We start from the raw sequence: 25,458 nt of genomic DNA on the forward strand, positions 1-25,458 counted from the left end.
CCGAGTCGACCCTTTCGCGGGCAAGCCTCGCTCCTACAGCGAAGACGTCAGCCGCCCCACCACTGCACCCAAAACATAACAACAAGAGAGCCCGAACATGCCCGTACCCGATCCGTTCCGCGAAGGCCTGGCCCGTGGCTGGAAAACCTACAACGGTTCGCAACTGACCCGGGACCTGGCCCTCGAAGCGGACGTGGCGATCATCGGCAGCGGCGCTGGCGGCGGCACCACGGCCGAAATCCTCAGCGCCGCCGGCTACAAGGTGTTGCTGATCGAGGAAGGCCCGCTCAAGACCAGCAGCGATTTCAAGCTGCTCGAAGATCAGGCCTACACCAGCCTCTATCAGGAAGGCATCGGCCGCATGAGCAAGGACGGCGCGATCACCATCCTTCAGGGTCGGGCGGTTGGCGGCACCACGCTGATCAACTGGACGTCGAGCTTTCGCACGCCAGCGCCGACCCTCGACCACTGGGCCAAGGAACACAACGTCAAAGGTCACACCCCGGCCGAGATGGCGCCCTGGTTCGAGAAAATGGAACAGCGCCTGGGTGTCGCCCCATGGATGGTCCCGCCCAACGCCAACAACGACGTGATCCGCAAAGGCTGCGAAAAACTCGGCTATGCCTGGCACGTGATCCCGCGCAACGTACGTGGTTGCTGGAACCTCGGCTACTGCGGCATGGGGTGCCCGACCAACGCCAAGCAATCGATGCTGGTGACGACCATTCCGGCAACGCTGGAAAAAGGTGGTGAGCTGCTCTATCTGGCCCGCGCCGAAAAGCTCTCGATCCAGGACGGCAAAGTCACCGGCCTGCAATGCGTGGCGATGGACGAGCGTTGCGTCGTCCCCACGGGCAAGACGATTACGGTCAAGGCCCGGCATTACGTGCTGGCCGGTGGCGGAATCAACAGCCCGGCGCTGCTGCTGCGCTCCGAGGCGCCGGATCCGCACAAACGGCTGGGCAAACGGACCTTCCTGCATTTGGTCAACATGTCCGCCGGGCTGTTCGACGAGGTGATCAACCCGTTCTACGGCGCGCCGCAGTCGATCTATTCCGACCATTTCCAATGGCAGGACGGCACCACCGGCAAGATGTCCTACAAACTGGAAGTGCCGCCGCTGCACCCGGCGCTGGCCACGACCCTGCTGGGCGGCTTCGGCAAGGAAAACGCGCAACACATGGAACACCTGCCCCACACCCACGCCATGCTGGCATTGCTGCGCGACGGTTTTCACCCGGACAGCCCCGGCGGCAGCGTGGAACTGCGCGGCGATGGCACACCGGTGCTCGACTATCAGGTTTCACCCTACGCCTGGGACGGGTTGCGCCGGGCATTCCACAGCATGGCCGAGATCCAGTTCGCCGGTGGCGCCAATGCGGTGATGCCGATGCACGCTGACGCTCGCTACGTGAAAACCCTGGCCGAAGCGCGCACGCTGATAGACAGTTTGAGCCTTGAGTTGTATCGCACCCGCCTGGGCAGTGCGCACGTGATGGGCGGTTGTGCGATGGGCGAAGACCCGAAAAACGCCGTGACCGACAGCCTCGGCCGGCATCATCAGTTGGCGAATCTGTCGATTCATGACGGCTCGCTGTTCCCCACCAGCATTGGCGCGAACCCGCAATTGTCGGTCTACGGGCTGACGGCGCAACTGGCCACTTCCTTGGCTGAACGTTTGAAAAATCCATGAAAACGGAGAATATTCGTATCGTCTATAGTGCTTTCTTACCCAAAAGGCGACTTGGCCGACCGGGAAGGCTGCGATACCATCCGACTCCCCAACGGACTCCCGCCAGGACGACGCGATGAACCGAGTGTTGTACCCAGGTACCTTCGACCCTATTACCAAGGGCCATGGCGACTTGGTCGAACGCGCCGCGCGCCTGTTCGATCACGTGATCATTGCCGTCGCCGCCAGCCCGAAGAAAAACCCGTTGTTTCCCCTGGAACAACGAGTGGCGCTGGCCCGCGAGGTCACTAAACATTTGCCGAACGTTGAAGTCGTCGGCTTCTCGACGCTGTTGGCGCATTTTGCCAAAGAGAAGAACGCCAACGTGTTCCTGCGTGGTTTGCGCGCGGTGTCGGACTTCGAATACGAATTCCAGCTGGCCAACATGAACCGCCAACTGGCGCCGGATGTGGAAAGCCTGTTCCTGACGCCGTCCGAGCGTTATTCGTTCATTTCCTCGACGTTGGTGCGCGAAATCGCAGCGTTGGGCGGCGATATCACCAAGTTTGTCCACCCGGCTGTAGCGGACGCGCTGACCGAGCGCTTCAAGAAATAACCCCGCCACTGTAGGCGCGAGCTCGCTCGCGATGGACTTCAACGATGACGATGGCTGCCTGGATCAACGCGCGGCCCTCGCGTCCATCGCCAGCAAGCTGGCTCCTGCAGCGCCAATGCGGCACAATTGTGTGCATTGGTTTATTACGCCCGGGCCCGCCGCCCCGGCTGGAGTTAGCATGTCCCTGATCATCACCGACGATTGCATCAACTGCGACGTCTGCGAACCCGAGTGCCCGAACGCTGCCATTTCCCAGGGCGAAGAGATCTACGTGATCGACCCGAACCTGTGCACGCAGTGTGTTGGCCACTACGACGAACCTCAGTGCCAGCAAGTGTGCCCGGTGGATTGCATTCCGCTGGACGAGGCGCACCCGGAAACTGAAGAACAGTTGATGGCGAAGTATCGGATCATTACCGGCAAGGCTTGAGCCTGAGGTTTTTGTAGCGTTTGTCCGGGCCCTTTCGCGAGCAAGCCCGCTCCCACATTTGACCTGTGAACGACGCAGATCAAATGTGGGAGCGGGCTTGCTCGCGAAAGGGCCATCAGCCACACCAAAGAAGTAACTGACATCACTCCCTTTGCTCAAACCCCTCGCCGATACACCCCAAACACCGCACAAACGCCGCTTTCGCCGGATCGACCACCAGCGCCTGCCCCGCATCGCCAACACCGCCACCCAGTGCAGTAAACGGCAACGACACGATGAACGCCCCGGCACCGATCACTGTCGCCACGACCAACAACGGTCGGGCAATCAGCAAGTCGCCGAGCATGGCGTACGCCGGGGGATTCTGGATGGTGTAGCGCGGGTCGCCGCTGCCTGTATTTGCCGCCAGCGCGGGTGCACCGACGCTCAACAGCAGCGTTACGACAAGGGCTCGAAACAGATTCATGGCACGGTCCTTCGGCTAGGCAGTGAGAACACTGACTATAGACCGTAGGACACTCAGCTCTGACAGCGCGGGCAAAAGACGCTGGCGCGCTGCCCGAGTTTCACTTCCCGCAGCTCCGTCCCACAGACCTTGCAAGGCTCGCTACCGCGGCCGTAGACGAACAGTTCCTGCTGGAAATACCCCGGCTGACCGTCACCGCCGATAAAGTCCCGCAACGTCGTGCCGCCGCGCTCGATGGCGGCCGCCAGAATGCGTTTGATCTCGATGGCCAGTTTCAGGTATCGCCCTCGGGAAATGCTCTTGGCCTCCCGGCGCGGGTCGATACCGGCCGCGAACAGCGCTTCGGTGGCGTAGATATTACCGACACCCACCACCACCGCGTTGTCCATGATGAACGGCTTGACCGCCATCGAGCGCCCGCGTGACTGCTGGAACAAACGGTCACCGTCGAACAGGTCGGTCAACGGCTCCGGCCCCAGGCGAATCAGCAGTTCATGGTTCAGCGGGTCGAGGCTCCAGAGCATCGCTCCGAACCGTCGCGGATCGGTGTAACGCAGGGCCAGGCCGGATTCCAGCTCGATGTCGACGTGCTCATGCTTGGCGGCCGGCAGGCCGACTTCCACCAGACGCAAATTCCCTGACATGCCCAAATGGCTGATCAGCGTGCCGACCTCGGCATTGATCAACAAGTACTTGGCGCGGCGCTCCACCAGCACGATGCGCTGACCGGATAGCCGAACATCCAGGTCCTCGGGAATCGGCCAGCGCAGGCGCCGGTCGCGCACGATCACCCGGCTGACGCGCTGGCCTTCCAGGTGCGGGGCGATCCCGCGACGGGTGGTTTCGACTTCTGGCAATTCAGGCATGGTGCTCTCGAATCAGGCTGTCCGGCACTCAGCGGTGAGCGCCAAGGTCGCGGATCGTTTGTTTGAGGGTCTCGAAGTCGTAGTCCGACAGACCGATGTAATCAAGCACCAATGGCGCGATGCTATTCCATTCGTGGTCCTCTTTCTGGTTGCCCAGAACCCGGTACGAGGCACAAATATGCTCGGCCATCTTCAGGATCGCCAGCAGGTTCTTCATCTGGCAGTTGCGCGACGATTCATCGCTGAAAATCGCCAGGGCATTGTGGTGATTGGCAATGGCCGTGCTCACATGCTCCGGCAGGCGCCAGGATTTGGCCGTGTAATAACCGACCACTGCGTGGTTGGTATTGAACACCCGGTTCTCGGTGTCGACCACCCGGCATTCGGCACTGGCGCTGGCATAGGCCTCTTCCAGAACGGTCATGTAGTTGGGGAACCGCTGGAGCATCAGCGGCACGCCGCAATCGTGGAACAGGCCCAGCGCGTACGCTTCATCGCCGGCCTGGACGCCGATGCGCTTGGCCAGGGTCAGGCAGGTCATCGCCACGTCCTGAGCGGTGTCCCAGAAACGGTTCAAGGTGACGATGGTGTCGTCGTTCATTTCGCCCTTGATCGACTGCGCGTTGATCAGGTTGATGATCGAACGGCTGCCCAGCAGGTTCACCGCACGCTGGATCGAGGCAATCTTGTTGCTCAAGCCGTAATACGGCGAGTTGACGATTTTCAACAAGGCGCCAGAGAGGCCCGGGTCCTGGGAGATCAGCTTCGCGATCACCTCCAGATCCGGATCGGGCATGTACTGCTCCATCTGCAAATCCACCATGATCTGCGGCTGGGCCGGCACGCTAATGCCTTGCAGGGACTGTTGAATCTGTTCGGTGGTCAGCTCTTGGGACATAGGTACACACTCTGGGTCAGGCGCAGATTCTAACCGTTATAAAGTTGGATCCGACACCTTGGCCGGCACATTGCCTGAAGTTTCATTGTCGGCGTGGTATTCGAAATGGCCTTCGCGGGCAAGCCTCGCTCCTACAGGATTTACGCGCCCCTTGCAGGAGCGAGGCTTGCCCGCGAAGAGGCCATCAGCGTTTCATCGCCCACCCAGCCCGCCACAAGCCTCAACACGCTATACTCCCGCTCTTTTTTCCGGAGCGACGTCATGTCCCTGCCTAGCCTGCGCCTCAAAGCCAACGCCGACCGTCGCCTGCGAAACGGCCACTTGTGGGTCTACAGCAACGAAATCGATGTAGCGGCGACCCCTTTGCACGGCTTCAAGGCCGGTGACCAGGCGATCCTCGAAGCCGCCAGCGGCAAGCCGCTGGGCATCGTCGCCATGAGCCCGAACAACCTGATCTGCGCCCGCCTGCTGTCGCGCGACATCAAGTTGCCGCTGGACAAGTCGCTGCTGGTGCATCGCCTGAACGTCGCGCTGTCCCTGCGCGATCGCCTGTTCGACAAGCCGTTCTATCGCTTGGTCTACGGTGATTCCGACCTGCTGCCAGGCCTGGTGGTCGACCGTTTCGGCGACATCCTGGTGGTGCAGATCGCTTCGGCGACCATGGAAGCCCATAAAGAAGACGTGATCGCGGCACTGACCCAAGTGCTCAAGCCAAGCGGCATTCTGTTCAAGAACGACTCCGCTGCGCGCGATGCCGAAGGCCTCAACCGCTACGTCGAAACCGTGTTCGGCCTGGTGCCGGAGTGGGTTGCGCTGGAAGAGAACGGCGTGAAATTCGAAGCACCGGTCATCCAGGGTCAGAAAACCGGCTGGTTCTACGACCACCGCATGAACCGCGCACGCCTGGCCCCGTATGCCAAAGGCAAACGCGTACTCGACCTGTACAGCTACATCGGCGGCTGGGGCGTGCAAGCCGCCGCATTCGGCGCCAGTGAAGTGTTCTGCGTCGACGCATCGGCCTTCGCCCTCGACGGCGTCGAGCGCAACGCCGCGCTGAACGGCTTCGCCGAGAAAATGACCTGCATCGAGGGCGACGTGTTCGAAGCCCTCAAAGAATTGAAAGCCAGCGAAGAACGTTTCGACGTGATCGTGGCCGACCCGCCGGCGTTCATCAAACGCAAGAAAGACATGAAGAACGGCGAAGGCGCCTACCGTCGCCTGAACGAGCAAGCCATGCGCCTGCTCAGCAAGGACGGCATCCTGATCAGCGCATCGTGCTCGATGCACCTGCCGGAAGACGATCTGCAGAACATCCTGCTGACCAGCGCCCGTCACCTGGACCGCAACATCCAGATGCTCGAACGCGGCGGCCAGGGCCCGGATCACCCGGTGCACCCGGCGATTGCTGAAACCCGCTACATCAAGAGCATCACCTGCCGTCTGCTGCCAAATAGCTAAGCCCCTGTAGGAGCGAGCTCGCTCGCGATGGACGTCAACGATAACGCTGGCAACCTGGCACCCAGCGGCGCTGTCGAGTTCATCGCGAGCAAACTCGCTCCTACATATCTTGAACTACGTGTAACAGCGACAACCGCCTGTCCTGCACCTACCGTTTCTCTTCACGTATCAAGAAGAGGACAACGGAATGTCCAGCACGCCGCAAGCCCACCGCTTACGTACAGGTCGTCACTCGGAACCCGGTCGCATCTATCTGCTAACCGCAGTCACCTCTGAACGAAAACTGATTTTCAAGGATTGGCGCATGGGGCGCTTACTGGTGCACGAGTTCAGAAGAGCGCAGGAAGCCGGTAACGCCACCTCAATTGCCTGGGTGATCATGCCGGATCACTTCCACTGGTTGGTCGAGCTGCACAACGGCGATTTGCCGAAACTGATGCAAGCCACCAAATCCCGTTGCGCACGACTTATCAATCAGCAGCGAGGCATTTCAGAACCCGTATGGCAAAAGGGTTACTTCGATCGTGCCCTGCGTTATGAGGAAGATCTGAAGGCGATGGCTCGATACATCGTTGCCAACCCATTGCGAGCCGGTCTGGTCGAGCATATCGGCGACTATCCGCTATGGGACGCCATCTGGATCTGACCACCCCCTGTAGGAGCGAGCTCGCTCGCGAGGGTCGTCAACGATAACGCGGGCTAACTGACACCCAGCGGCGCTCTCGGGTTCATCGCGAGCGAGCTCGCTCCTACGGGGGTGGTTTGGTTTGCGCATCCGTATGTCACGTAAGCGCGGTTGCGGGCATTCCCTCCAGCCGCCAGCCGTGTAGAATCGCGACATTCATCGCCAGTCATCCCCCGGCGGGTTTATGAGCTCAAGCTGAAGCGCGCGGCGATCCCGCAAAGTTATCGGCAACTTCCGGACACACGGCCATTTCTGGGTGTTCCAGACGTCAATAGAAGCTCACTTCCCTTTTGATACCTGATTAGCCGCCCGGAGTGCTTCATGCCTGATTACCGCTCGAAAACATCCACCCATGGCCGCAACATGGCCGGCGCCCGCGCACTGTGGCGCGCCACGGGGATGAAAGATGACGACTTCAAAAAGCCGATCATCGCCATTGCCAACTCCTTCACCCAGTTCGTACCGGGCCACGTCCACCTCAAGGATCTGGGCCAACTGGTCGCCCGCGAAATCGAACGCGCTGGCGGTGTAGCGAAAGAATTCAACACCATCGCCGTGGATGACGGTATCGCCATGGGTCACGACGGCATGCTGTACTCGCTGCCGAGCCGCGAGATCATCGCCGACTCCGTCGAGTACATGGTCAACGCTCACTGCGCCGACGCCATCGTCTGCATCTCCAACTGCGACAAGATCACCCCTGGCATGCTGATGGCCGCCCTGCGCCTGAACATCCCGGTGATCTTCGTTTCCGGCGGCCCGATGGAAGCCGGCAAGACCAAACTGGCCAGCCACGGTCTCGACCTCGTCGACGCCATGGTGATCGCCGCCGACTCCAGCGCTTCTGACGAGAAAGTCGCTGAGTACGAGCGCAGCGCCTGCCCGACGTGCGGTTCGTGCTCCGGCATGTTCACCGCCAACTCGATGAACTGCCTGGTGGAAGCCCTGGGCCTGGCCTTGCCGGGCAACGGTTCGACCCTGGCCACCCACAGCGACCGCGAACAGCTGTTCCTGCAGGCCGGCCGCACCATCGTCGAGCTGTGCAAGCGTTACTACACCGACAACGACGAGTCGGTGTTGCCGCGCAACATCGCCAACTTCAAGGCGTTCGAAAACGCCATGACCCTGGACATCGCCATGGGCGGTTCCACCAACACCATCCTGCACTTGCTGGCCGCGGCGCAGGAAGCCGAGATCGATTTCGACCTGCGCGACATCGACCGTCTCTCCCGCCACGTACCGCAACTGTGCAAGGTCGCGCCGAACATCCAGAAGTACCACATGGAAGACGTGCACCGCGCTGGCGGGATCTTCAGCATCCTCGGTTCGCTGGCCCGTGGCGGTCTGCTGCACACCGACCTGCCGACCGTGCACAGCAAGACCCTGGCCGAAGGCATCGCCAAGTGGGACATCACCCAGACTGACGACGAAGCCGTGCATCACTTCTTCAAGGCCGGTCCGGCGGGCATCCCGACGCAAACCGCTTTCAGCCAGTCGACCCGTTGGGAAACCCTCGACGACGACCGTGAAAACGGCTGCATCCGTAGCGTTGAGCACGCTTACTCGAAAGAAGGCGGCCTGGCCGTTCTCTACGGCAACATCGCGCTCGATGGCTGCGTGGTGAAAACCGCCGGCGTCGATGAATCGATCCACGTCTTCGAAGGCAACGCGAAGATCTTCGAAAGCCAGGACAGCGCCGTACGCGGCATCCTCGCGGACGAAGTGAAGGCCGGCGACATCGTGATCATTCGTTACGAAGGCCCGAAAGGCGGCCCGGGCATGCAGGAAATGCTGTACCCGACGTCGTACCTGAAATCCAAAGGCCTGGGCAAAGCCTGCGCCCTGCTCACCGATGGCCGTTTCTCCGGCGGCACTTCGGGCTTGTCCATCGGCCACGCTTCGCCAGAAGCCGCTGCCGGCGGTGCAATCGGCCTGGTGCAGGACGGCGACAAAGTGCTGATCGACATTCCGAACCGCTCGATCAACCTGTTGATCAGCGATGAAGAAATGGCTGGCCGTCGCGCCGAGCAGGATCAGAAAGGCTGGAAGCCTGTGGAAAAACGTCCACGCAAGGTGACCACCGCCCTGAAGGCCTACGCCCTGCTGGCGACCAGCGCCGACAAAGGTGCCGTGCGTAACAAGGCAATGCTCGACGGGCTGTAAGGCTTAACCGTCGCACAAAAAAATGCCCCGCCAAGTGCGGGGCATTTTTTTGGCCTGCTCGGTCAATTGTGGGAGCGGGCTTGCTCGCGAAGGCGGTGTATCAGGCCAGATCAATGTCGGACGTGATGGCCTCTTCGCGGGCAAGCCTCGCTCCTACAGGTCAGCGGAGATTCTGTAGGAGCGAGGCTTGCCCGCGAAGGCAGCAACTCGGTCTTACTGAATTTCTTCAGGCTTCACGACCACCCAGTTCTTGTCCGCCGTCACCGGTAAACCTTCTTTAGCCTGGGCCGCAGCGTGCTTGGCCATCATGCCGTTTATCTGGGTCATGTATTTGTCTTTGCGGTTGACCCACAAGTGAATGCCACCCTTGGCCACGTCGACACTGTGGAACAGCATGTAACCGTCGCTGCTTGGCGTATCGCCGCCCACCAGGATCGGTTTTTTCCACTCATCGATGTACGTCAGGATCGCCGCTTGCTTGCCGGCCATCCAGGTCGCCGGGGTCCACAGGTACGGGGTCAGTTCAAGGCCGAGGTTGGCCTTCTCGTCATACTTGCCGGCGGTGATCTGCTTGCGCGCCGTGGTCAGCTCGCCAGTCTTGGGGTCCTTGAGCAGCAGGCTCACGCCGATGACGTTTTGCGGTTTGACGTTGTAGCCGTACTTCGGATCGGCCGCGACCATACGCACCAGCTCTTCGGAGGCGGCGGTCATGACGTAGACCTCGATGCCGTTCTCCATCAGCTTGTTGTAGAGCTCTTGCTGACCGGTGAAGATTTTTGGCGGATTGACGTCGAGGTTCTTCACCACGTCGCCTTCGTAATAAGTGGCCGGCACCGGTTTGCCGGAGGCCATCAGCTCGTCGACATAGCCTTTGAGTTCGGTCAGCGTGAAACCGGAGAACACCTGCGCGACCCATGGGTAGCAAACCATGTCGTCGAGTTCGCAGAGGCGGTAGTAGTAGCTGAACAGGCTTTCCTTGTGTTCAGCGGTGTCTTTGAACGGGATCAGTTTCAGGGAGGGGTCGAGCTTGTCGCGGGTGATCAGGCCCTTGTTCTCCATGAACGGCAGCAACGACTCTTCAAGGTCGTAGCGGTAACTGGTGTTGTCCATGTCGAACACCGCGTAGTTACCCTTGTTGGCATTGGCCGCAATCATTGCGTCCAGCGCCTTGGCCTGATCGACCGGCCAATGTTTCAGATCCGTGGCGAGTACCTGGCCTGCGAGGCCAAGACAGAGTGCGGCAACCAGAAATTTCGGTGCGAACTTCATTGGCATTTCTCCCTGATTCAAAGATATCGACGCTATCAAATTAGTGTGACAGTCCCCGTCTGCCTGCGACCGCCCGCGTCCCTTTCGCGTCAGCTGCATCCCCGACAACGACACCCGCTTATTCCAAAAACGACAGTGAACAGACTTTTTTGATATTAATTCATTAGTTTTCAAGCTGTTAGGCTTGCCGGTTCGCAGCTGCCCCGGAAGGTGGCTGGCACAAGTCTCTCTCGGAGTTCACATGAATCTGCCGCTGATCCTCAATCTGCTGGTATTCCTCGCCCTGCTCTTCGGCTTGGCGCAAGCCCGACATACGACGTGGAGCTTAGCTAAAAAAGTCCTGCTCGCACTGGTGCTGGGCGTGGTGTTCGGTGTGGCACTGCACACTGTTTACGGTACCGGTAACCCGGTGCTGAAAACCTCGATCGGCTGGTTCGATCTGGTGGGCAACGGCTACGTGCAGTTGCTGCAAATGATCGTGATCCCGCTGGTGTTCGCCTCGATCGTCAGCGCCGTGGCGCGGCTGCACAACGCTTCGTCGCTGGGCAAGATCAGCTTCCTGACCATTGGCACGCTGCTGTTCACCACCGCCATCGCGGCGTTGATCGGTATCGGCCTGACCAACCTGTTCGGCCTGACCGCCGAAGGCCTGGTCGCCGGCACCCAGGAAATGGCTCGCCTGCAAACCATCCAGACCGATTACGCAGGCAAGGTCGCGGACCTGAATGTGCCGCAACTGCTGCTGTCGTTCATTCCGCAAAACCCGTTCGCCGACCTGGCGCGGGCCAAGCCGACCTCGATCATCAGCGTGGTGATTTTCGCCGCGTTCCTCGGCGTCGCGGCGCTGCAACTGCTGAAGGATGATGTCGAGAAAGGTCAGAAAGTGATCAATGCCATCGACACCCTGCAAGCCTGGGTGATGCGCCTGGTGCGCCTGGTGATGAAGCTGACCCCGTACGGCGTCTTGGCGCTGATGACCAAAGTGGTCGCCGGTTCCAACCTGCAGGACATCATCAAGCTCGGCAGTTTCGTGGTGGTTTCCTACATCGGCCTGGGCCTGATGTTTGTGGTCCATGGTCTGCTGGTATCGGCGGCCGGGATCAACCCGCTGCGCTTCTTCCGCAAGATCTGGCCGGTGCTGACGTTTGCTTTCACCAGCCGTTCGAGCGCGGCGACGATTCCGTTGAGCATCGAAGCGCAGACCCGCCGTTTGGGCATTCCGCAATCCATCGCCAGTTTCGCCGCCTCGTTCGGCGCGACCATTGGCCAGAATGGTTGTGCCGGTCTGTACCCGGCGATGTTGGCGGTGATGGTGGCGCCGACCGTGGGGATCAATCCGCTGGACCCGCTGTGGATCGCGACGTTGGTGGCGATTGTGACGCTGAGCTCGGCCGGTGTGGCGGGTGTGGGGGGTGGTGCAACGTTCGCGGCGCTGATCGTGCTGCCGGCGATGGGTTTGCCGGTGTCACTGGTGGCGTTGCTGATTTCGGTTGAGCCGCTGATTGATATGGGGCGCACGGCGTTGAACGTCAGCGGGTCGATCACGGCGGGGGCGATTACCAGCCAGATCATGCAGCAGACCGATAACGAACTGCTGGATGCGGATGAGCATTCGGAGTTGGCTCACGCTTAAGTAGCGTCAGATAGATCGCCTTCGCGGGCAAGCCTCGCTCCTACAGGACTCACGCGATCCCTGTAGGAGCGAGGCTTGCCCGCGAAGCTTTTAGGCCTTTTCCCAAACCTCAAAGGTGTACGCGGGTTTGTCGCCTTCGGCCGGATTCGGCACATTCGACACCAGCTTCCACTCGTTCAAATCAAACGCCGGAAACCACGCATCCCCTTCCGGGCTCAACGCCACGCGCGTCAGGTACAGCCGATCAGCCTGGGCCAACCCCTGCGTATACAACTGCGCCCCACCAATCAACATCACCTCATCAACGCCCTGCGCGTTCGCCCATTCTTCGGCGCGAACCACGGCGGCCTCCAGCGACGGATAAACCTCCGCGCCTTGCAACACTAGATCCGCCTGACGGCTGACCACAATGTTCAACCGGCCCGGCAGCGGACGACCGAGGGAATCCCAGGTCTTGCGACCCATGATGATCGGCTTGCCAAGGGTGGTGGCCTTGAAGTATTTGAAGTCCCCCGGCAAGTGCCAGGGCATGCTGTTGTCGACGCCGATCACACGGTTTTCACCGAGGGCTGCGATCAGGCTGAGGGGGAGTGATTTAGTCATGCCGGCGAGGATACCAGAGCCTCCGCTTCTCGCAACGTGGCCCCCCGACAAGCGCCACAGCGGTTATGCTCACAGCTGGATTGAGCGACGGGATGCCGCGTGACTGAACTGAATAACCTCTGGCTGACGGAAACCATTCGCCTGCGCGAAGAACACGCCGGCCCTCTGGACGATGTGGAAGCCAACCGACTGGCGCGCAGCGCGGGTGGCGACCTGCCGGCCCGCATCCAACGACGCGCGCTGTGGCTGGCCGAGCGCGATGGACTGAGCGCCGCGCTCACACATTGGCGGCAAGGTGCGCGCCTGGCGCTGCTAGTGCTGGCGGTGCTGGCGGTGGTCAGCGGTGCCGGCCTGGCGTTTGCCGCGCTCGGTGACGGCCAAACGCCAGTCAATGTGTTCTGGGCGTTGGGCAGCCTGCTCGGGTTGAACCTGATTCTGCTGCTGAGCTGGGCGCTGGGCCTGGTGTTTGCCGGCGAACACGGCGCCACGCTGGGGCGCTTGTGGCTGTGGCTCAGTGAAAAACTCGCCCGCGATGCCAAAGCCGCGCAACTGGCGCCGGCCCTGCTGTTGTTGCTGCAACGGCAGAAACTCAATCGCTGGGCGCTCGGTATGCTGGTCAACGGCCTGTGGTTGCTGGCGATGCTCAGTGCCCTGGTGACGCTGCTGATGCTGATGGCGACCCGGCGTTACGGCTTCGTCTGGGAAACCACGATTCTCAGCGGCGAAACCTTCGTGGTCATGACCCAAAGCCTCGGCGCCCTGCCCGCCTTGCTCGGGTTCAGCGTGCCCACCGTCGAGATGATCCGCGCCAGTGGCGATGCCGCGCTGAACATCGAAAGCGCCCGCCAGGCCTGGGCCGCGTGGCTGGTCGGGGTGTTGCTGGTGTATGGCGTGTTACCGCGTCTGCTGCTCGCACTGTTCTGTCGGTGGCGCTGGAAATCCGGCCAAACCAAATTGCGCCTGGACTTGAACCTGCCCGGCTACGCCCAACTGCGCGAACGGCTGATGCCCACCAGCGAACGCCTGGGCATCAGCGATGCCGCGCCCGAACACCTACATCGCGTCGAGACCGCGGCCAGCGACCTGCCCAGCGATGGCGCATTGCTGGTGGCCATCGAACTGGACGATCAACGCCCATGGCCACCGCCACTGCCGAAAACCGTCAGCAACGCGGGCATCCTCGACAGCCGCGAGTCGCGCCACAAACTGCTCGAACAACTCAGCCGCTTCCCCCCGGCACGCTTGGCCATCGCCTGCGATCCACGGCGCTCGCCGGACCGTGGCAGCCTGGCATTGATCGCCGAACTGGCACGCAACGCCAGCGCCACCCGCGTCTGGTTGCTGCAAGCACCACCCGGCGAAGCACTGGATGCCGAGCGCCTCGGCGACTGGCATGTGGCGCTGCAACAGCTGGAGCTGCCGTTCGCCGATTGCGCGCCGTTGAACTGGCTGGAGACCGGTCATGACTAAGCCCTGGAAACCGCCGTTGAAACTCGCGGTGGTCGGCCACACCAACGTCGGCAAAACCTCGTTGCTGCGAACGCTGACCCGCGATGTCGGTTTCGGCGAAGTGTCCCATCGTCCCAGCACCACACGGCATGTCGAAGGCGCGCGGTTATCGGTGGACGGCGAGCCGTTGCTCGACCTGTTCGACACCCCCGGCCTGGAAGACGCGATCGCCCTGCTCGACTACCTCGAACGCCTGGAGCGCCCCGGCGAACGCCTCGACGGCCCGGCTCGACTGGCGCGATTTCTTGACGGCAGCGAAGCGCGGCAGCGTTTCGAACAGGAAGCCAAAGTGCTGCGGCAACTGCTGACCTGCGATGCCGGTCTCTACGTGATCGATGCCCGCGAGCCGGTGCTGGCCAAGTACCGCGACGAACTGGAGGTGTTGGCCAGTTGCGGCAAACCGTTGCTGCCGGTGCTCAATTTCGTCAGCAGCGCCAACCACCGTGAACCGGATTGGCGCGAAGCGCTGGCGCGGCTGGGCTTGCATGCACTGGTGCGTTTCGACAGCGTCGCCCCGCCGGAGGATGGCGAGCGTCGACTCTACGAAAGCCTCGCGCTGCTGCTGGAAAACTCGCGCGAACAACTGGAGCGGCTGATCGCCGATCAGCAAGCGCAACGCCTCGCTCGTCAGCAGAGTGCGGCGCGCCTGATTGCCGATTTGTTGATCGACTGCGCGGCATGCCGACGCAGCGTGGCAAGTAATGCCGAAGAGGAACAGCAAGCGATCAGCGAACTGCGCAAAGCGGTGCGCCAACGAGAACAGCGTTGCGTCGAGGCGCTGCTCAAGCTTTACGCCTTCCGCCCGCAAGACGCGGCGGCCAGTGACCTGCCGTTGCTCGATGGGCGTTGGGGCGATGACCTGTTCAATCCGGAAACCCTCAAGCAACTGGGCGTACGCGTCGGCAGCGGAATCGCCGCGGGCGCAGCGGCCGGTGCCGGGGTCGACTTGCTGGTCGGCGGCCTGACCCTCGGCGCGGCCGCATTGGCCGGGGCGATTGCCGGCGGCGCCCTGCAAACCGCGCGCAGTTATGGCAGCCGCTTGCTGGGCAAACTCAAAGGCCAGCGTGAGCTGACCGTCGATGACAGCGTGCTGCGTCTATTGGCACTGCGCCAACGGCAACTGCTGCAAGCGCTGGAGGCCCGAGGGCACGCCGCGATGGACAGCATTCAAGTGGCCACGCCCCAGGACAAATCCTGGCGCGAAGGCAAACTACCCGAAGCCCTGAACAAGGCGCGGGCACATCCGCAATGGTCGTCGCTCAACCCGCATTCGAAATTGAATCAAACGGAAAGGCAGGAGCAGGTTGAGGAATTGGCCGGAAAGGTTGGGGAGTTTTAATTTTGCGCCGATGCTCGTAGCAGCTGTCGAGCCTGCGAGGCAGCTGCTACATGCAATATGTCGCGGCTGTATTAGCGCCAGTTGAACTTGAGAAACTCGGTTGCCAGCGACTTGACGTAATGCTCGTCCTTTTTATTGGCATGACCGTCGTTATTGACGTCCGACGCCAGTATCCACTCCAGGCTGCCGTTGTTATCGACGTCATAAGCTGTCGCCTTGTACGCGATCGATGCGCCTACCGGACTTCCCGTACCTTCGTGAAAATGCAGTCGCACGGCCTCGGGCGTTTCGTCGGTAGTAAAGTCCTCGGCGAAAATTTGCAGATAACGACGAGAGCTGTCTGCCGGATTAAACCAATTCAGTTTCAAATACAGTTTGGAGAAGCGCTTGAGCAATTGCTCATCACGCACATTACGCTTGCCATCGGCATTGACGTCGCCGCTGCACAATTGATCGATCCTGCCATCGCCATTCATATCGAATGCCGAAGCCTTGAACAGCAACTTGTCCTCTCCCGGCCCCGGAGTGGCTTCACAAAAGTGGAAATGCACGGTGTCGCTGGCCCCACTTTGACTCTGATCCTGGGCTATGACTTTTAAATAACGCATGGGAATATCTCTGTTGAAAGAGCTATCAACCTAAGGCTCCGAGCTGCGTTCCTCCATACTCCCTTTCTTCATTGGCTGTGGGACATCTGACTATCTAGTGCGGGACGATATTTTTGCTTTCAATCTCAGCGTTGTCTTTGCCCGACAATAGACTGTGAGCCTTGCGCTTCAACACCCCAAGATCCATCACCGGCACGTGCATTTCCTTGGCCTGCTCATCCCACTGGCGCATCCGCAGACTGACAGCACACAGCGGATCCTGCTCGAAGGCTTCTGCCTCTTCAACGCTCATCACCCCGCCCTGATATTCCAGGGTCCGGCGGCTGGCTTCGCTCAGGCGTTCGTAGTACCCAGGCTCTTTGAGTGTCAGATAACGCTTGGCCTGAACGTGGTATTCCACCAGCCGCGCCATGCGTTCGCTGAAGCCTGCGCGACGCAGGTAGTCGGCGCCCAGTCGCTCATGACTGACCACGCCATAGCCGCCCATGTTCTCGGCGCTCTCGGTGCAGATATGCCCGATGTCGTGGAAGAACGCCGCCAACACCACTTCGTCATCGAAGCCTTCGGCCATGGCCCGTTCGGCGGCCTGGGACATGTGCTCGATCTGCGACACCGGCTCGCCGATATAGTCGCTGTCGCCAAAGCGTTCGTACAACGCAAACACCTCGGCGATCACTTGTTCATTGCGCGCCATCAATGCTCTCCCAATAAAGTCGCGACGTTACGTTCGGCCATCGCCGGGCCGACGCTCATGCCGACACCGGTGTGCATCAGCGCCACGCTCACACCCGGCATCGGGCGCAGGAACGAGAACGGCCCCGGCCCCCGTGAACCATAGACACCCTGCCAGCGTTCGACCACTTGCACCTTGCAACTTAGCGTCTGCTCCGCCAGTTCAAGCATCCAGTTGTCGACCTGCTCGGCGTTGAACGGCGACGGGTCGCTGCCGTAATGATGAGAATCGCCGATGATCAGTTCGCCATACGGCGTCGGGCTGATCAGCAGGTGAATGCCGTGTTCATGCAGGTGCGGTTCCTCTCGCAGAATCTGCGCCTGCACCGCCGCCGCTTCCGGCAGATCGGCAAATGCGCCGTAGTGCACACAGCTCAAACCGGTGAGCAACGCATGTTGCAGGTTGAGGTTGATTTGCGGTCGGGCACGGAGCATTTGCAGGCGGCAGATGTGCGGGTTGAGTTCGGCGATCGGCTCGGCCAGCAAGGTCTGATAATCGTGGCCGGAGCAGACGATGATCTGCTCGGCGCTGAAGGTGCCGGCGGTACTGTGCAAACGCCCCGGCTCGATGTCGCGCACCAGGGTGGAGAAGTGAAACTCGACCCCGAGCTCGCGGCGCAGGTAGTCGATCAACGCCGGAATCGCTTCGCGCGAATACAGTTGCTGATCGTCCATGCCGTGCAACGCGGCGCGGTGATGGCGGAACTGGCCGCCGTACAGATCGCGCAAGGCGGCGCCGCGCAGCAGCTCGACGCGGTAACCGTGTTCCACGGCACGGCCGGCGCAGAAGGTGTCCAGCAGGTGTTCTTCGGCTTCGGTGCGGGCGAACAGGTATGAGCCGTTGCGCTTGAGTTGCAGGCCGGCCACGTTTGCCCAATGGCCCCAAATCTCGCGGCTGGCCTTGGCTAGTTCGAGCATCGGGCCTGGGGGTTGGCCGGTGACCAAGGCTTGGCCGAAGTTGCGCACCGAGGCGCCGAGTGGCGTTTCGCTGCGTTCGAAGACGGTGACTTTAAGACCGCGGTTGGCGGCGGCGAAGGCGTGGGACAGGCCGAGGATGCCGGCGCCTACGATCAGCAGGTCGTTGTGGTGTGTCATGAAGAGATGTCCTGAATTCGAAGCCGCCTTCGCGGGCAAGCCTCGCTCCTACAGGGGAATGCGTTTCCCTGTAGGAGCGAGGCTTGCCCGCGAAGAGGCCCGTCAGCCAATAAAGGCTTACTTGGCAGCCACTTTCTCGGACTTGCCGTCATAACGCTTACGCCATTCGGTCAAAATCTCATCGCGATTCTTCGACGCCCAGGCAAAGTCGTTCTTGATCAAACGCTGCTCGTAATCCGCCGGCAATTCAGTCTGCGGCTTGGCGATCCCAGGCTGAGCGAGCACCGCGAAGTTCTCTTTGTACAGCTCCATCGCCGCGGGGCTGGCCGAGAAGTCAGCCAGTTTTTTCGCCGCTTCTTCGTGCTGCGTGCCCTTGATCACGGCAGTCGCTTCGATCTCCCAACCCAGGCCTTCTTTCGGCAGGATGATGTCCAGCGGCGCGCCCTGGCGCTTCAACTGAACAGCCGGGTATTCAAAGGAAATGCCGATCGGGAATTCGCCCGCCGCCGCCAGTTTGCAAGGTTTGGAGCCAGAGTGAACGTACTGGCCGATGTTCTGGTGCAGGTCGTCCATGTACTGCCAGCCCTGCTTCTCGCCGAAGGTTTGCAGCCAGGCGCTGACGTCGAGGAAACCGGTGCCGGACGAGGCCGGGTTGGGCATGACGATCTTGCCTTTGTACTCAGGCTTGGTCAGGTCCTGCCAGCTCACCGGTTTGGTCAAACCTTGCTTCTCGGCTTCGACGGTGTTGAAGCAAATGGTTGCGGCCCAGACGTCCATGCCGACCCAGGCGGGCGGGTTGGCAGCGTCGCGGTAGTTGCCGCCGATTTTGCCCAGGTCTTTCGGCGCGTAGCTTTGCAGCATGCCTTGCTGATCGAGGATCGCCAGGCTCGACGCGGCCAGGCCCCAGACGGCGTCAGCCTGCGGGCGGGCTTTTTCGGCCAGCAGCTTGGCGGTGATGATCCCGGTGGAATCACGCACCCACTTGATCTCGACGTCCGGGTTGGCCTTTTCGAAGGCGTCCTTGTAGGTCTTCAGTTGTTCGGCTTCGAGGGCGGTGTACACCGTCAACTCGGTTTTCGCCGCGAAGGCGTTCAGGCTGAAAGCGGTGAGGACAGCAGCGGCCAGGGCCAGGGGCTTGAACATGATCGTTTTCCTGTTTGAGTTGAGGGTGTGAGTCAGTTGCCGGGCGCGGTTTGCCGCCAGGCTTGTGAGCGGCGCAGCAAACCGCGCGAAGCCCAGGCCAGCAGCAGGGACACGCCCGCCGAGGTGAACAGAATCAGGGTCGACATCGCTGCCGCACCGCCGACGTTGCCGGCGTCGTCCATGTTCAGCACTGCCACCGCCGCGAGGATGGTGTCGGGGCTGTAGAGGAAGATCGCTGCCGAAACAGTGGTCATGGCCGAGACGAACAAGTAGCGCACGATGTCCAGCAACGCCGGCAGGCAGATCGGCACGGTGACCCGCAGGTAATGCCGATACAGCGGCGCTTTCAGCGACAGCGCAGCGGCTTCGAACTCGGCGTCGAGTTGGCGCAGCGCGGTGGTCGCGGTCATTTGCGCGGTGGTCAAATAGTGAGCAATGGTGCAGACCACCAGCAGGGTCATGGTCCCGTAGAGCACATGCAGCGGGTTATCAGTGAGGTTGAAAAAGAAGACGTAACCCAACCCCAGCACCAGGCCCGGCACCGCCATCGGCACGAAACTGAGCATGCGCAGGGTCAGGTTCAACCCGCGCTGGCCCTTGGTTTTTTCCATCAGGTAGGCGCCAGTGAAAATCAGCACGCTGCCGATCAACGCCGTGCACAGGGCCATCTTCACGCTGTTGCCGTAGGCCAGCCAGCCGCCGCCCGCCGTGTCGTTGAACTGGTAATGGTTGAGCGACAGCGACAGGTTGTACGGCCAGAATTTCACCAGCGACGAAAACACCGCCATGCCGAATACCAGCAGCAACACCGCGCAGATCAGCAGCACGATCGCCAGGTAGCAGCCGTCGCGCAGTGTCGATGGCGCCGGTTTGAACACTTGTGCCCGACCGCTCATGGAGTCGCCGTGACGCCGACGCAGCCAGGCATCGACACCGAAACTGAACAACGCCGGCAGCAGCAGGACCATGCCGATCAACGCGCCGCGACCGAACTGTTGCTGGCCGACCACGGCTTTGTAGGCTTCCAGCGCCAGCACTTGATAGTCGCCACCGACCACCACGGGCACGCCGAAGTCGGTGATGGTCAGGGTGAACACCAGGCAGAAAGCGGCGAACACCGCCTGACGCGTCGCCGGCCAGGTGATGCTGCGAAAGGCTTTCGCCGGGCTGGCGCCCATGCTGGAGGCGGCATCGAACAGTCGCGCATCCGCCAGGGACAGGGCCGACAGCAAAATCATCAAGGCGTGTGGGAAGGTGTAGATAACCTCACCCAGAACAATGCCCCAGAAGCCGTAGATATTGTCCGAGAGCAAACCGCGCAACATGCCCTGGTTGCCAAACAGGTACACCAGCGCAATCCCCGGCAACATCGACGGCGCCATCAGCGGCAACAACGACATGCCACGCCAGATGCCTTTGCCGGGAATCAGGGTGCGTTGCAGGGCGTAGGCAAACAGGTAGGCCAGCGGTACGACAATCGCCGCGACGCTGAGGGAAACTTTCAGGCTATTGCCGAGCAACCAGTGGAAATTCTCGCTGGTCACCAGTTCACGTGCGGCCACCCAACCACCGCCCTGCCCGGCTTCAGAGCTGAAGCCGCGCCAGAAGATCGCCAGCAACGGCATCAACACCGCGACGCCGAGCAACACCAGCAAAAGGATTTTGCCGCCGACCACGAACACCCGGTCGCCGATCTCGGCACGGGAGGTCTGCCGAACCTGCTTGTGCGGTATCGGCAGCGCGATGTTCGCGCTCATCAGGCAAACACCTGCAGGCTGCGTGGCGGCAAGGCGACCATGATGTGCTGGGCACCGAGGCGTGGCATGGCTTCCGGTGCCAGTTCCGCCAACAGTGCATGGCCCGGCAACTGGTCGAGTTCGAAGCTCATGCGGCAGCGGTTGCCGAGGAAGGTGATTTCGCGAACCTTGGCCGGGAACAGGTTTTCTTCATGCACCACAGGGTTGACGTTGATCGCTTCGGGGCGGCAGAACAGACGACCCGATGGGGTTTTGGCACTGCCATCCGCCAGGCGCATGCTCATTCCGCCGACCTGCGCATGGCTGTCGCTGCTGCGGCTGAACGGCAACCAGTTGCCCTGACCGACGAACTCCGCCACAAACGGCGTCGCCGGGCAATCGTAGATTTCCTGCGGCGTGGCGTATTGCTCGACCTTGCCGTTGTTCATCACGGCGATGCGGTCGGCCATCAGCATGGCTTCGTCCTGATTGTGCGTGACCATCAGGGTGGTGATGCCGAGGTTGCGCTGCAGTTGGCGCAGCTCGGTGCACAAGTGCTCGCGGACCCGGGCGTCGAGGGCCGACATCGGTTCGTCCAGCAGCAACAACGACGGCGCCGGGGCCAGGGCGCGGGCCAGTGCGACACGTTGCTGTTGGCCGCCAGACAATTGGCCGGGGTACTTTTTCTCACTGCCGATCAGGCCGACCAGTTCCAGCATCTGACTAACGCGCTGGCGTACTTCATCGCGACCGCTGCCGGCGAGGCCGTAGGCAATGTTCGCTTCGACGGTGAGATTGGGGAACAGCGCGTAGGACTGGAACAGAATGCCGTAGTCCCGAGCCTGTGGCGCCAGGTGGGAAACATCGCGATTGCCGAGGTACAACTCGCCGCTGTCCTGTTTCTCCAGACCGGCGATGCAGCGCAGCAAGGTGGTTTTGCCGCAGCCCGACGGGCCGAGCAGACACACCAGCTCACCGGCCGCGACGTCGAGGGAAACGTTGTCCAGCGCGGTGAAAGCGCCGAAGCGTTTCTGCACGCCGCGCACCCGCATCGGGGCGCCGGGGTTGGTCAGGGCTGTTGCGATCGAATGGTTCATGGACGGACCTCATCAAGCAGATGAGGCTCATCCTAGGGATGTAATGCGTACGTCATGTGGCAGTGAGGCAAAAACGGCCGATAGTGGTATTCGGGGATTTGGGTTGGAGTTAAGGGTTGTCTGGTCTGGCGCCTTCGCGGGCAAGCCTCGCTCCTACAGGTTGATCGCATTCCCCTGTAGGAGCGAGGCTTGCCCGCGAAGACGCCAGGCCAGACACCGCAAATCTCAAGCCGGGGCCATTTCCTGCGCCAACCCGAGGAACGCCGCCGGTAACCGCGCGCCTTTTCGTTCCTTGAGGCAGTACAGATACTCGGGGATCTGCGGCGCATTCTCGATAGTCAGCACGCGTAATTGCGGATCATGCGGCACTTCCTGCCGGGCAATGATGCTGATGCCAATATTGCGCAGCACCGCCTCGCGGATCGACTCACGGCTGCCGATCTCCAGCAGCGGGCCGAAACTCACCCCGGCGCTGGCTAATAACTCTTCCGTCAGTCGACGAGTCGTCGAGCCCGACTCGCGCATCAACAGCGTATGCCCGGCCAATGCACTGAGCGGCACATGATCGTGAATGGCCAACGGATGATTGCGGTGCACCGCCAGCACCAGCGGATCGCTGCCGAGTACCCGGCGAATCAGCCGCGCATCGTCGAGCAATTGTGAGGACGCCGCGACATCGACCCGGTAATCCTCCAGCGCTTCGAGCACCTGCTGGGAGTTGCCGATTTCCACCGACACTTCCACTTGCGGCAGGCGCTCGCGGAAAGTCTTCACCAGATCGAGGATGTAATACGGCGCCGTGGCAGCAATGCGCAACGTGCCCTGAACCTGGCCACTGTTACGCAGGAAAAACTCGATATCGGCTTCCTGCTGCAACAGCGCCTTGACCATCGGCAGCAATCGCGCGCCCTCATCACTGACGCTGAGGCGGCGGCCGCCGCGGTAGAACAGTTCAACCGAGTACTGACTTTCCAGGTGCCGAATCTGCGTCGTCACCGTGGGCTGGCTCAAGCCGAGCTTTTTCGCCGCGAGGGTGATGCTGCCCAAACGGGCAACCATGTAAAACGCCTTCAGCTCGGCACTCAGCACACCGTTCCCTCATCCTTTATTTACGCAGCAGGCGCAAACCGTTGAACACCACCAACAGGCTCACGCCCATATCGGCGAACACCGCCATCCACATGGTGGCGATCCCGGCGAAGGTTACCCCAAGAAAGATCGCCTTGATGATCAATGCGAGGGCGATGTTCTGCTTGAGGATACTTGAGGTCTGCCGCGACAGTCGGATGAAGGTCGGGATCTTGCGCAGATCGTCGTCCATCAGGGCGACATCGGCGGTCTCGATCGCGGTATCGGTACCCGCTGCGGCCATCGCGAAGCCGATCTCCGCCCGTGCCAGTGCCGGGGCGTCGTTGATGCCGTCGCCGACCATGCCAACGTTGTGGCCCTGTGCATAAAGCGCTTCGATGGCTTGCAGCTTGTCGGTCGGCAGCAAATCGCCCTTGGCCTCGTCGATGCCGACTTGCGCGGCAATCGCCTGAGCGGTGTGCACGTTGTCGCCGGTGAGCATCAGGGTTTTGATGCCCAAGTCGTGCAGTTGCTGGATCGCCTCGCGGCTCGACGCTTTCACCGTGTCCGCCACGGCGAACAGCGCCAAGGGGCCGGCTTGATCGAGCAACAGCACCACGGACTTGCCCTGTTTTTCCAGGGCGAACAGCTTCTCTTCCAGTGCCGGCGAGCACAGGTTCAGCTCTTCCACCAGACGGTGGTTGCCCAAGTGGTAGGTCTTACCGTCGATGTCACCGCGTACCCCGCGACCGGCCAGCGCTGCGAAGTTATCCACAATGAGCGAGGCCAATTGTTTATCCACAGCCGCATTGGCGATGGCCAACGACACCGGGTGATCCGAACGACCGGCCAGCGCCGCCGCAATGGCCGGGGCTGTTTGCTCGGCGGTTGGGTCAAGCGACAGGTAATCGGTCTGCACCGGTTTGCCGTGGGTGATCGTGCCGGTCTTGTCCAGCGCCAGGTAATCGAGCTTGTAACCGCCCTCCAGGTAGACGCCGCCCTTGACCAGAATCCCTTTGCGCGCCGCTGCCGCCAGGCCGCTGACGATGGTCACCGGCGTGGAAATCACCAGCGCACATGGGCACGCCACCACCAGCAACACCAAGGCCCGGTAGATCCAGTCGAACCACAGCGCCTCCATGAACAACGGCGGAATCACCGCAACCGCCAGGGCCAGGATGAACACTGCCGGGGTGTAGATTTTCGAGAAGCTGTCGACGAAACGTTGAGTCGGCGCCCGCGCGCCTTGGGCCTGTTCGACGGCGTGGATGATGCGCGCCAGGGTCGAATTGTTGGCGGCGGCGGTCACGGCATATTCCAGTGAGCCCGCCTGGTTGATGGTGCCGGCGAACACCTTGTCGCCCACGGTTTTCTCCACCGGCAGGCTTTCACCGGTGATCGGCGCCTGATCGATGGTCGAGCTGCCCGACACCACTTCGCCGTCGAGGCCAATCCGCTCGCCGGGGCGCACTCGCACCCGCGCGCCCAACTCGATCGTTTTGACGTCCTGCAAAACCCAACTGCCGTCAGCCTGCTGCACCGTCGCCTGCTCCGGCGTCATCTGCATCAGGCCGCCGATGGCGTTACGCGCGCGATCCAGGGATTTGGCCTCGATCAACTCGGCCACGGTGAACAGGAACATCACCATTGCCGCTTCCGGCCACTGGCCGATCAGGATCGCGCCCGTCACCGCGATGCTCATCAGCGCGTTGATGTTCAGGTTTAGGTTTTTCAGGGCGATCCAGCCCTTCTTATACGTACCGAGGCCGCCGCTGAGGATCGAGACCAGCGCAATGATCGCCACCACCCAGTTCGGCGCAGCGTCGGTGAAGTGAATGACTTCGGCTGCCAGTGCGCTAACGCCGGACAGCGCCAACGGCCACCAGGGCTTTTTCTCGGGCGCCGGGGCTGGCGCCTCAACGCCCTGTTCCAGTGGCTCGGCCTGCATGCCGAGGGACTTGATGGCGTCGATGATCGGCGCGGTGCCCGGCAGGTCGTGGGTCACGCCCAACACCCGGTTGATCAGGTTGAATTCCAGTTGTTGCACACCCGCGAGCTTGCCCAGTTTGTTCTGGATCAGCGTCTGTTCCGTCGGGCAGTCCATGGCATCGATACGGAAACTGCTGAGCCGTGCACCGGCGGTCGGCGTTTCGCTCAACTTGATCAGCGACGGTGCCGCCACGTTGGCGGAACAGCAGGAATCCCCGTGGCTGCCGTGATCGTGCTTTTGCACAGGCTGCAGCTTGTGGCTGTGATCGTGATCGTGATCGTGATCAGCCTCGGGTTTGTGGGTGTGAAGGGAGTCGCTCATTGGTCGCGTCCATAAAGGTGCCTGTTGCCAAGTAAAGACCCTGTAGCCACTATAGGGTCAA

The 25,458-nt window shown here is 61.5% G+C and carries 22 protein-coding genes; 9 read left to right on the forward strand and 13 right to left on the reverse strand.

Annotated elements, in window-relative coordinates; all coding sequences use genetic code 11:
- The first annotated feature begins 97 nt into the window (after positions 1-97).
- The 3 genes from ACIPL2_RS06845 to ACIPL2_RS06855 all read left to right on the forward strand — a co-directional run bounded on the left by ACIPL2_RS06845 (position 98) and on the right by ACIPL2_RS06855 (position 2,718).
- The gene (locus ACIPL2_RS06845; protein WP_401354226.1) at positions 98-1,693 is read left to right on the forward strand and encodes a GMC family oxidoreductase N-terminal domain-containing protein; all 1,596 of its coding nucleotides are present in this window, start codon (positions 98-100) and stop codon (positions 1,691-1,693) included.
- A 115-nt stretch (positions 1,694-1,808) separates the two neighbouring features.
- A complete protein-coding gene (gene coaD / locus ACIPL2_RS06850; RefSeq protein ID WP_109635631.1) occupies positions 1,809-2,288 on the forward strand; it encodes a pantetheine-phosphate adenylyltransferase in 480 nt (159 codons plus the stop codon).
- 178 nt (positions 2,289-2,466) lie between these two features.
- On the forward strand, positions 2,467-2,718 hold the full coding sequence (locus ACIPL2_RS06855; protein WP_010466792.1) for a YfhL family 4Fe-4S dicluster ferredoxin: 252 nt from the start codon (positions 2,467-2,469) through the stop codon (positions 2,716-2,718).
- A gap of 142 nt (positions 2,719-2,860) precedes the next feature.
- Here the strand turns inward: ACIPL2_RS06855 and ACIPL2_RS06860 are convergent, their stop codons facing one another.
- From ACIPL2_RS06860 to ACIPL2_RS06870, 3 genes are read right to left on the reverse strand one after another with little or no spacing between them, the layout of a single operon-like run.
- A complete protein-coding gene (locus ACIPL2_RS06860) occupies positions 2,861-3,184 on the reverse strand; it encodes a multidrug transporter (RefSeq protein WP_401354228.1) in 324 nt (107 codons plus the stop codon).
- A 53-nt stretch (positions 3,185-3,237) separates the two neighbouring features.
- Entirely contained in the window at positions 3,238-4,050 is an 813-nt protein-coding gene (gene mutM / locus ACIPL2_RS06865) for a bifunctional DNA-formamidopyrimidine glycosylase/DNA-(apurinic or apyrimidinic site) lyase (protein WP_401354230.1), read from the reverse strand.
- A 28-nt stretch (positions 4,051-4,078) separates the two neighbouring features.
- Positions 4,079-4,894, reverse strand: coding sequence for an HDOD domain-containing protein (locus tag ACIPL2_RS06870; protein ID WP_401354294.1), 816 nt, complete (start codon positions 4,892-4,894; stop codon positions 4,079-4,081).
- A 315-nt stretch (positions 4,895-5,209) separates the two neighbouring features.
- Between ACIPL2_RS06870 and ACIPL2_RS06875 the strand changes: the two genes are divergently transcribed.
- From ACIPL2_RS06875 to ilvD, 3 genes are all read left to right on the forward strand, one after another.
- A complete protein-coding gene (locus tag ACIPL2_RS06875) occupies positions 5,210-6,406 on the forward strand; it encodes a class I SAM-dependent rRNA methyltransferase (protein ID WP_401354233.1) in 1,197 nt (398 codons plus the stop codon).
- A gap of 187 nt (positions 6,407-6,593) precedes the next feature.
- Complete coding sequence (locus tag ACIPL2_RS06880; RefSeq protein WP_401354235.1) at positions 6,594-7,052, forward strand: REP-associated tyrosine transposase; 459 nt, start codon at positions 6,594-6,596, stop codon at positions 7,050-7,052.
- Between the two features lie 360 nt (positions 7,053-7,412).
- Complete coding sequence (gene ilvD / locus ACIPL2_RS06885; protein WP_154855046.1) at positions 7,413-9,254, forward strand: dihydroxy-acid dehydratase; 1,842 nt, start codon at positions 7,413-7,415, stop codon at positions 9,252-9,254.
- A gap of 213 nt (positions 9,255-9,467) precedes the next feature.
- Here ilvD and ACIPL2_RS06890 read toward each other — a convergent pair whose 3' ends face one another.
- Complete coding sequence (locus ACIPL2_RS06890) at positions 9,468-10,523, reverse strand: haloacid dehalogenase-like hydrolase (RefSeq protein WP_401354238.1); 1,056 nt, start codon at positions 10,521-10,523, stop codon at positions 9,468-9,470.
- Between the two features lie 241 nt (positions 10,524-10,764).
- On the opposite strand from ACIPL2_RS06890, the gene ACIPL2_RS06895 reads away from it, so the two are divergent.
- Complete coding sequence (locus tag ACIPL2_RS06895) at positions 10,765-12,156, forward strand: L-cystine transporter (protein ID WP_401354240.1); 1,392 nt, start codon at positions 10,765-10,767, stop codon at positions 12,154-12,156.
- Between the two features lie 90 nt (positions 12,157-12,246).
- Here the strand turns inward: ACIPL2_RS06895 and ACIPL2_RS06900 are convergent, their stop codons facing one another.
- On the reverse strand, positions 12,247-12,759 hold the full coding sequence (locus ACIPL2_RS06900) for a dihydrofolate reductase (protein WP_401354243.1): 513 nt from the start codon (positions 12,757-12,759) through the stop codon (positions 12,247-12,249).
- Positions 12,760-12,858: 99 nt separating this feature from the next.
- Between ACIPL2_RS06900 and ACIPL2_RS06905 the strand changes: the two genes are divergently transcribed.
- Complete coding sequence (locus ACIPL2_RS06905) at positions 12,859-14,229, forward strand: DUF2868 domain-containing protein (RefSeq protein WP_401354244.1); 1,371 nt, start codon at positions 12,859-12,861, stop codon at positions 14,227-14,229.
- On the forward strand, positions 14,222-15,607 hold the full coding sequence (locus ACIPL2_RS06910) for a GTPase/DUF3482 domain-containing protein (protein ID WP_401354247.1): 1,386 nt from the start codon (positions 14,222-14,224) through the stop codon (positions 15,605-15,607). Before ACIPL2_RS06905 ends, ACIPL2_RS06910 begins: the two co-directional genes overlap by 8 nt.
- Before the next feature lie 71 nt (positions 15,608-15,678).
- On the opposite strand, the gene ACIPL2_RS06915 is transcribed toward ACIPL2_RS06910, so the two are convergent.
- The 8 genes from ACIPL2_RS06915 to ACIPL2_RS06950 all read right to left on the reverse strand — a co-directional run bounded on the left by ACIPL2_RS06915 (position 15,679) and on the right by ACIPL2_RS06950 (position 25,397).
- Positions 15,679-16,215: a hypothetical protein gene (locus ACIPL2_RS06915; protein WP_401354250.1), complete on the reverse strand. Its 537-nt coding sequence runs from the start codon at positions 16,213-16,215 to the stop codon at positions 15,679-15,681.
- A gap of 94 nt (positions 16,216-16,309) precedes the next feature.
- A complete protein-coding gene (locus ACIPL2_RS06920; protein WP_401354253.1) occupies positions 16,310-16,909 on the reverse strand; it encodes a phosphonate degradation HD-domain oxygenase in 600 nt (199 codons plus the stop codon).
- Positions 16,909-18,042, reverse strand: a complete 1,134-nt coding sequence (locus ACIPL2_RS06925; protein ID WP_401354255.1) for a TIGR03364 family FAD-dependent oxidoreductase — start codon at positions 18,040-18,042, stop codon at positions 16,909-16,911. Before ACIPL2_RS06925 ends, ACIPL2_RS06920 begins: the two co-directional genes overlap by 1 nt.
- A 117-nt stretch (positions 18,043-18,159) precedes the next feature.
- Positions 18,160-19,185, reverse strand: a complete 1,026-nt coding sequence (locus ACIPL2_RS06930) for a putative 2-aminoethylphosphonate ABC transporter substrate-binding protein (RefSeq protein ID WP_059407303.1) — start codon at positions 19,183-19,185, stop codon at positions 18,160-18,162.
- A gap of 32 nt (positions 19,186-19,217) precedes the next feature.
- Positions 19,218-20,942 carry a putative 2-aminoethylphosphonate ABC transporter permease subunit gene (locus tag ACIPL2_RS06935; RefSeq protein WP_401354258.1) on the reverse strand — a complete coding sequence of 575 codons (1,725 nt, stop codon included), beginning with the start codon at positions 20,940-20,942 and terminating at the stop codon, positions 19,218-19,220.
- A complete protein-coding gene (locus ACIPL2_RS06940) occupies positions 20,942-22,018 on the reverse strand; it encodes a putative 2-aminoethylphosphonate ABC transporter ATP-binding protein (protein WP_401354261.1) in 1,077 nt (358 codons plus the stop codon). The genes ACIPL2_RS06935 and ACIPL2_RS06940 overlap by 1 nt, the downstream gene beginning before the upstream one ends.
- A gap of 225 nt (positions 22,019-22,243) precedes the next feature.
- Positions 22,244-23,107, reverse strand: coding sequence for a LysR family transcriptional regulator (locus tag ACIPL2_RS06945; RefSeq protein WP_401354263.1), 864 nt, complete (start codon positions 23,105-23,107; stop codon positions 22,244-22,246).
- 16 nt (positions 23,108-23,123) lie between these two features.
- Positions 23,124-25,397 (reverse strand): heavy metal translocating P-type ATPase, encoded by a 2,274-nt coding sequence (locus tag ACIPL2_RS06950; protein ID WP_401354266.1) that lies wholly within the window; start codon positions 25,395-25,397, stop codon positions 23,124-23,126.
- Positions 25,398-25,458 lie beyond the last annotated feature (61 nt).

Origin of the sequence: Pseudomonas sp. NPDC086251, assembly GCF_044746405.1 — a bacterium.
GTDB lineage: Bacteria > Pseudomonadota > Gammaproteobacteria > Pseudomonadales > Pseudomonadaceae > Aquipseudomonas.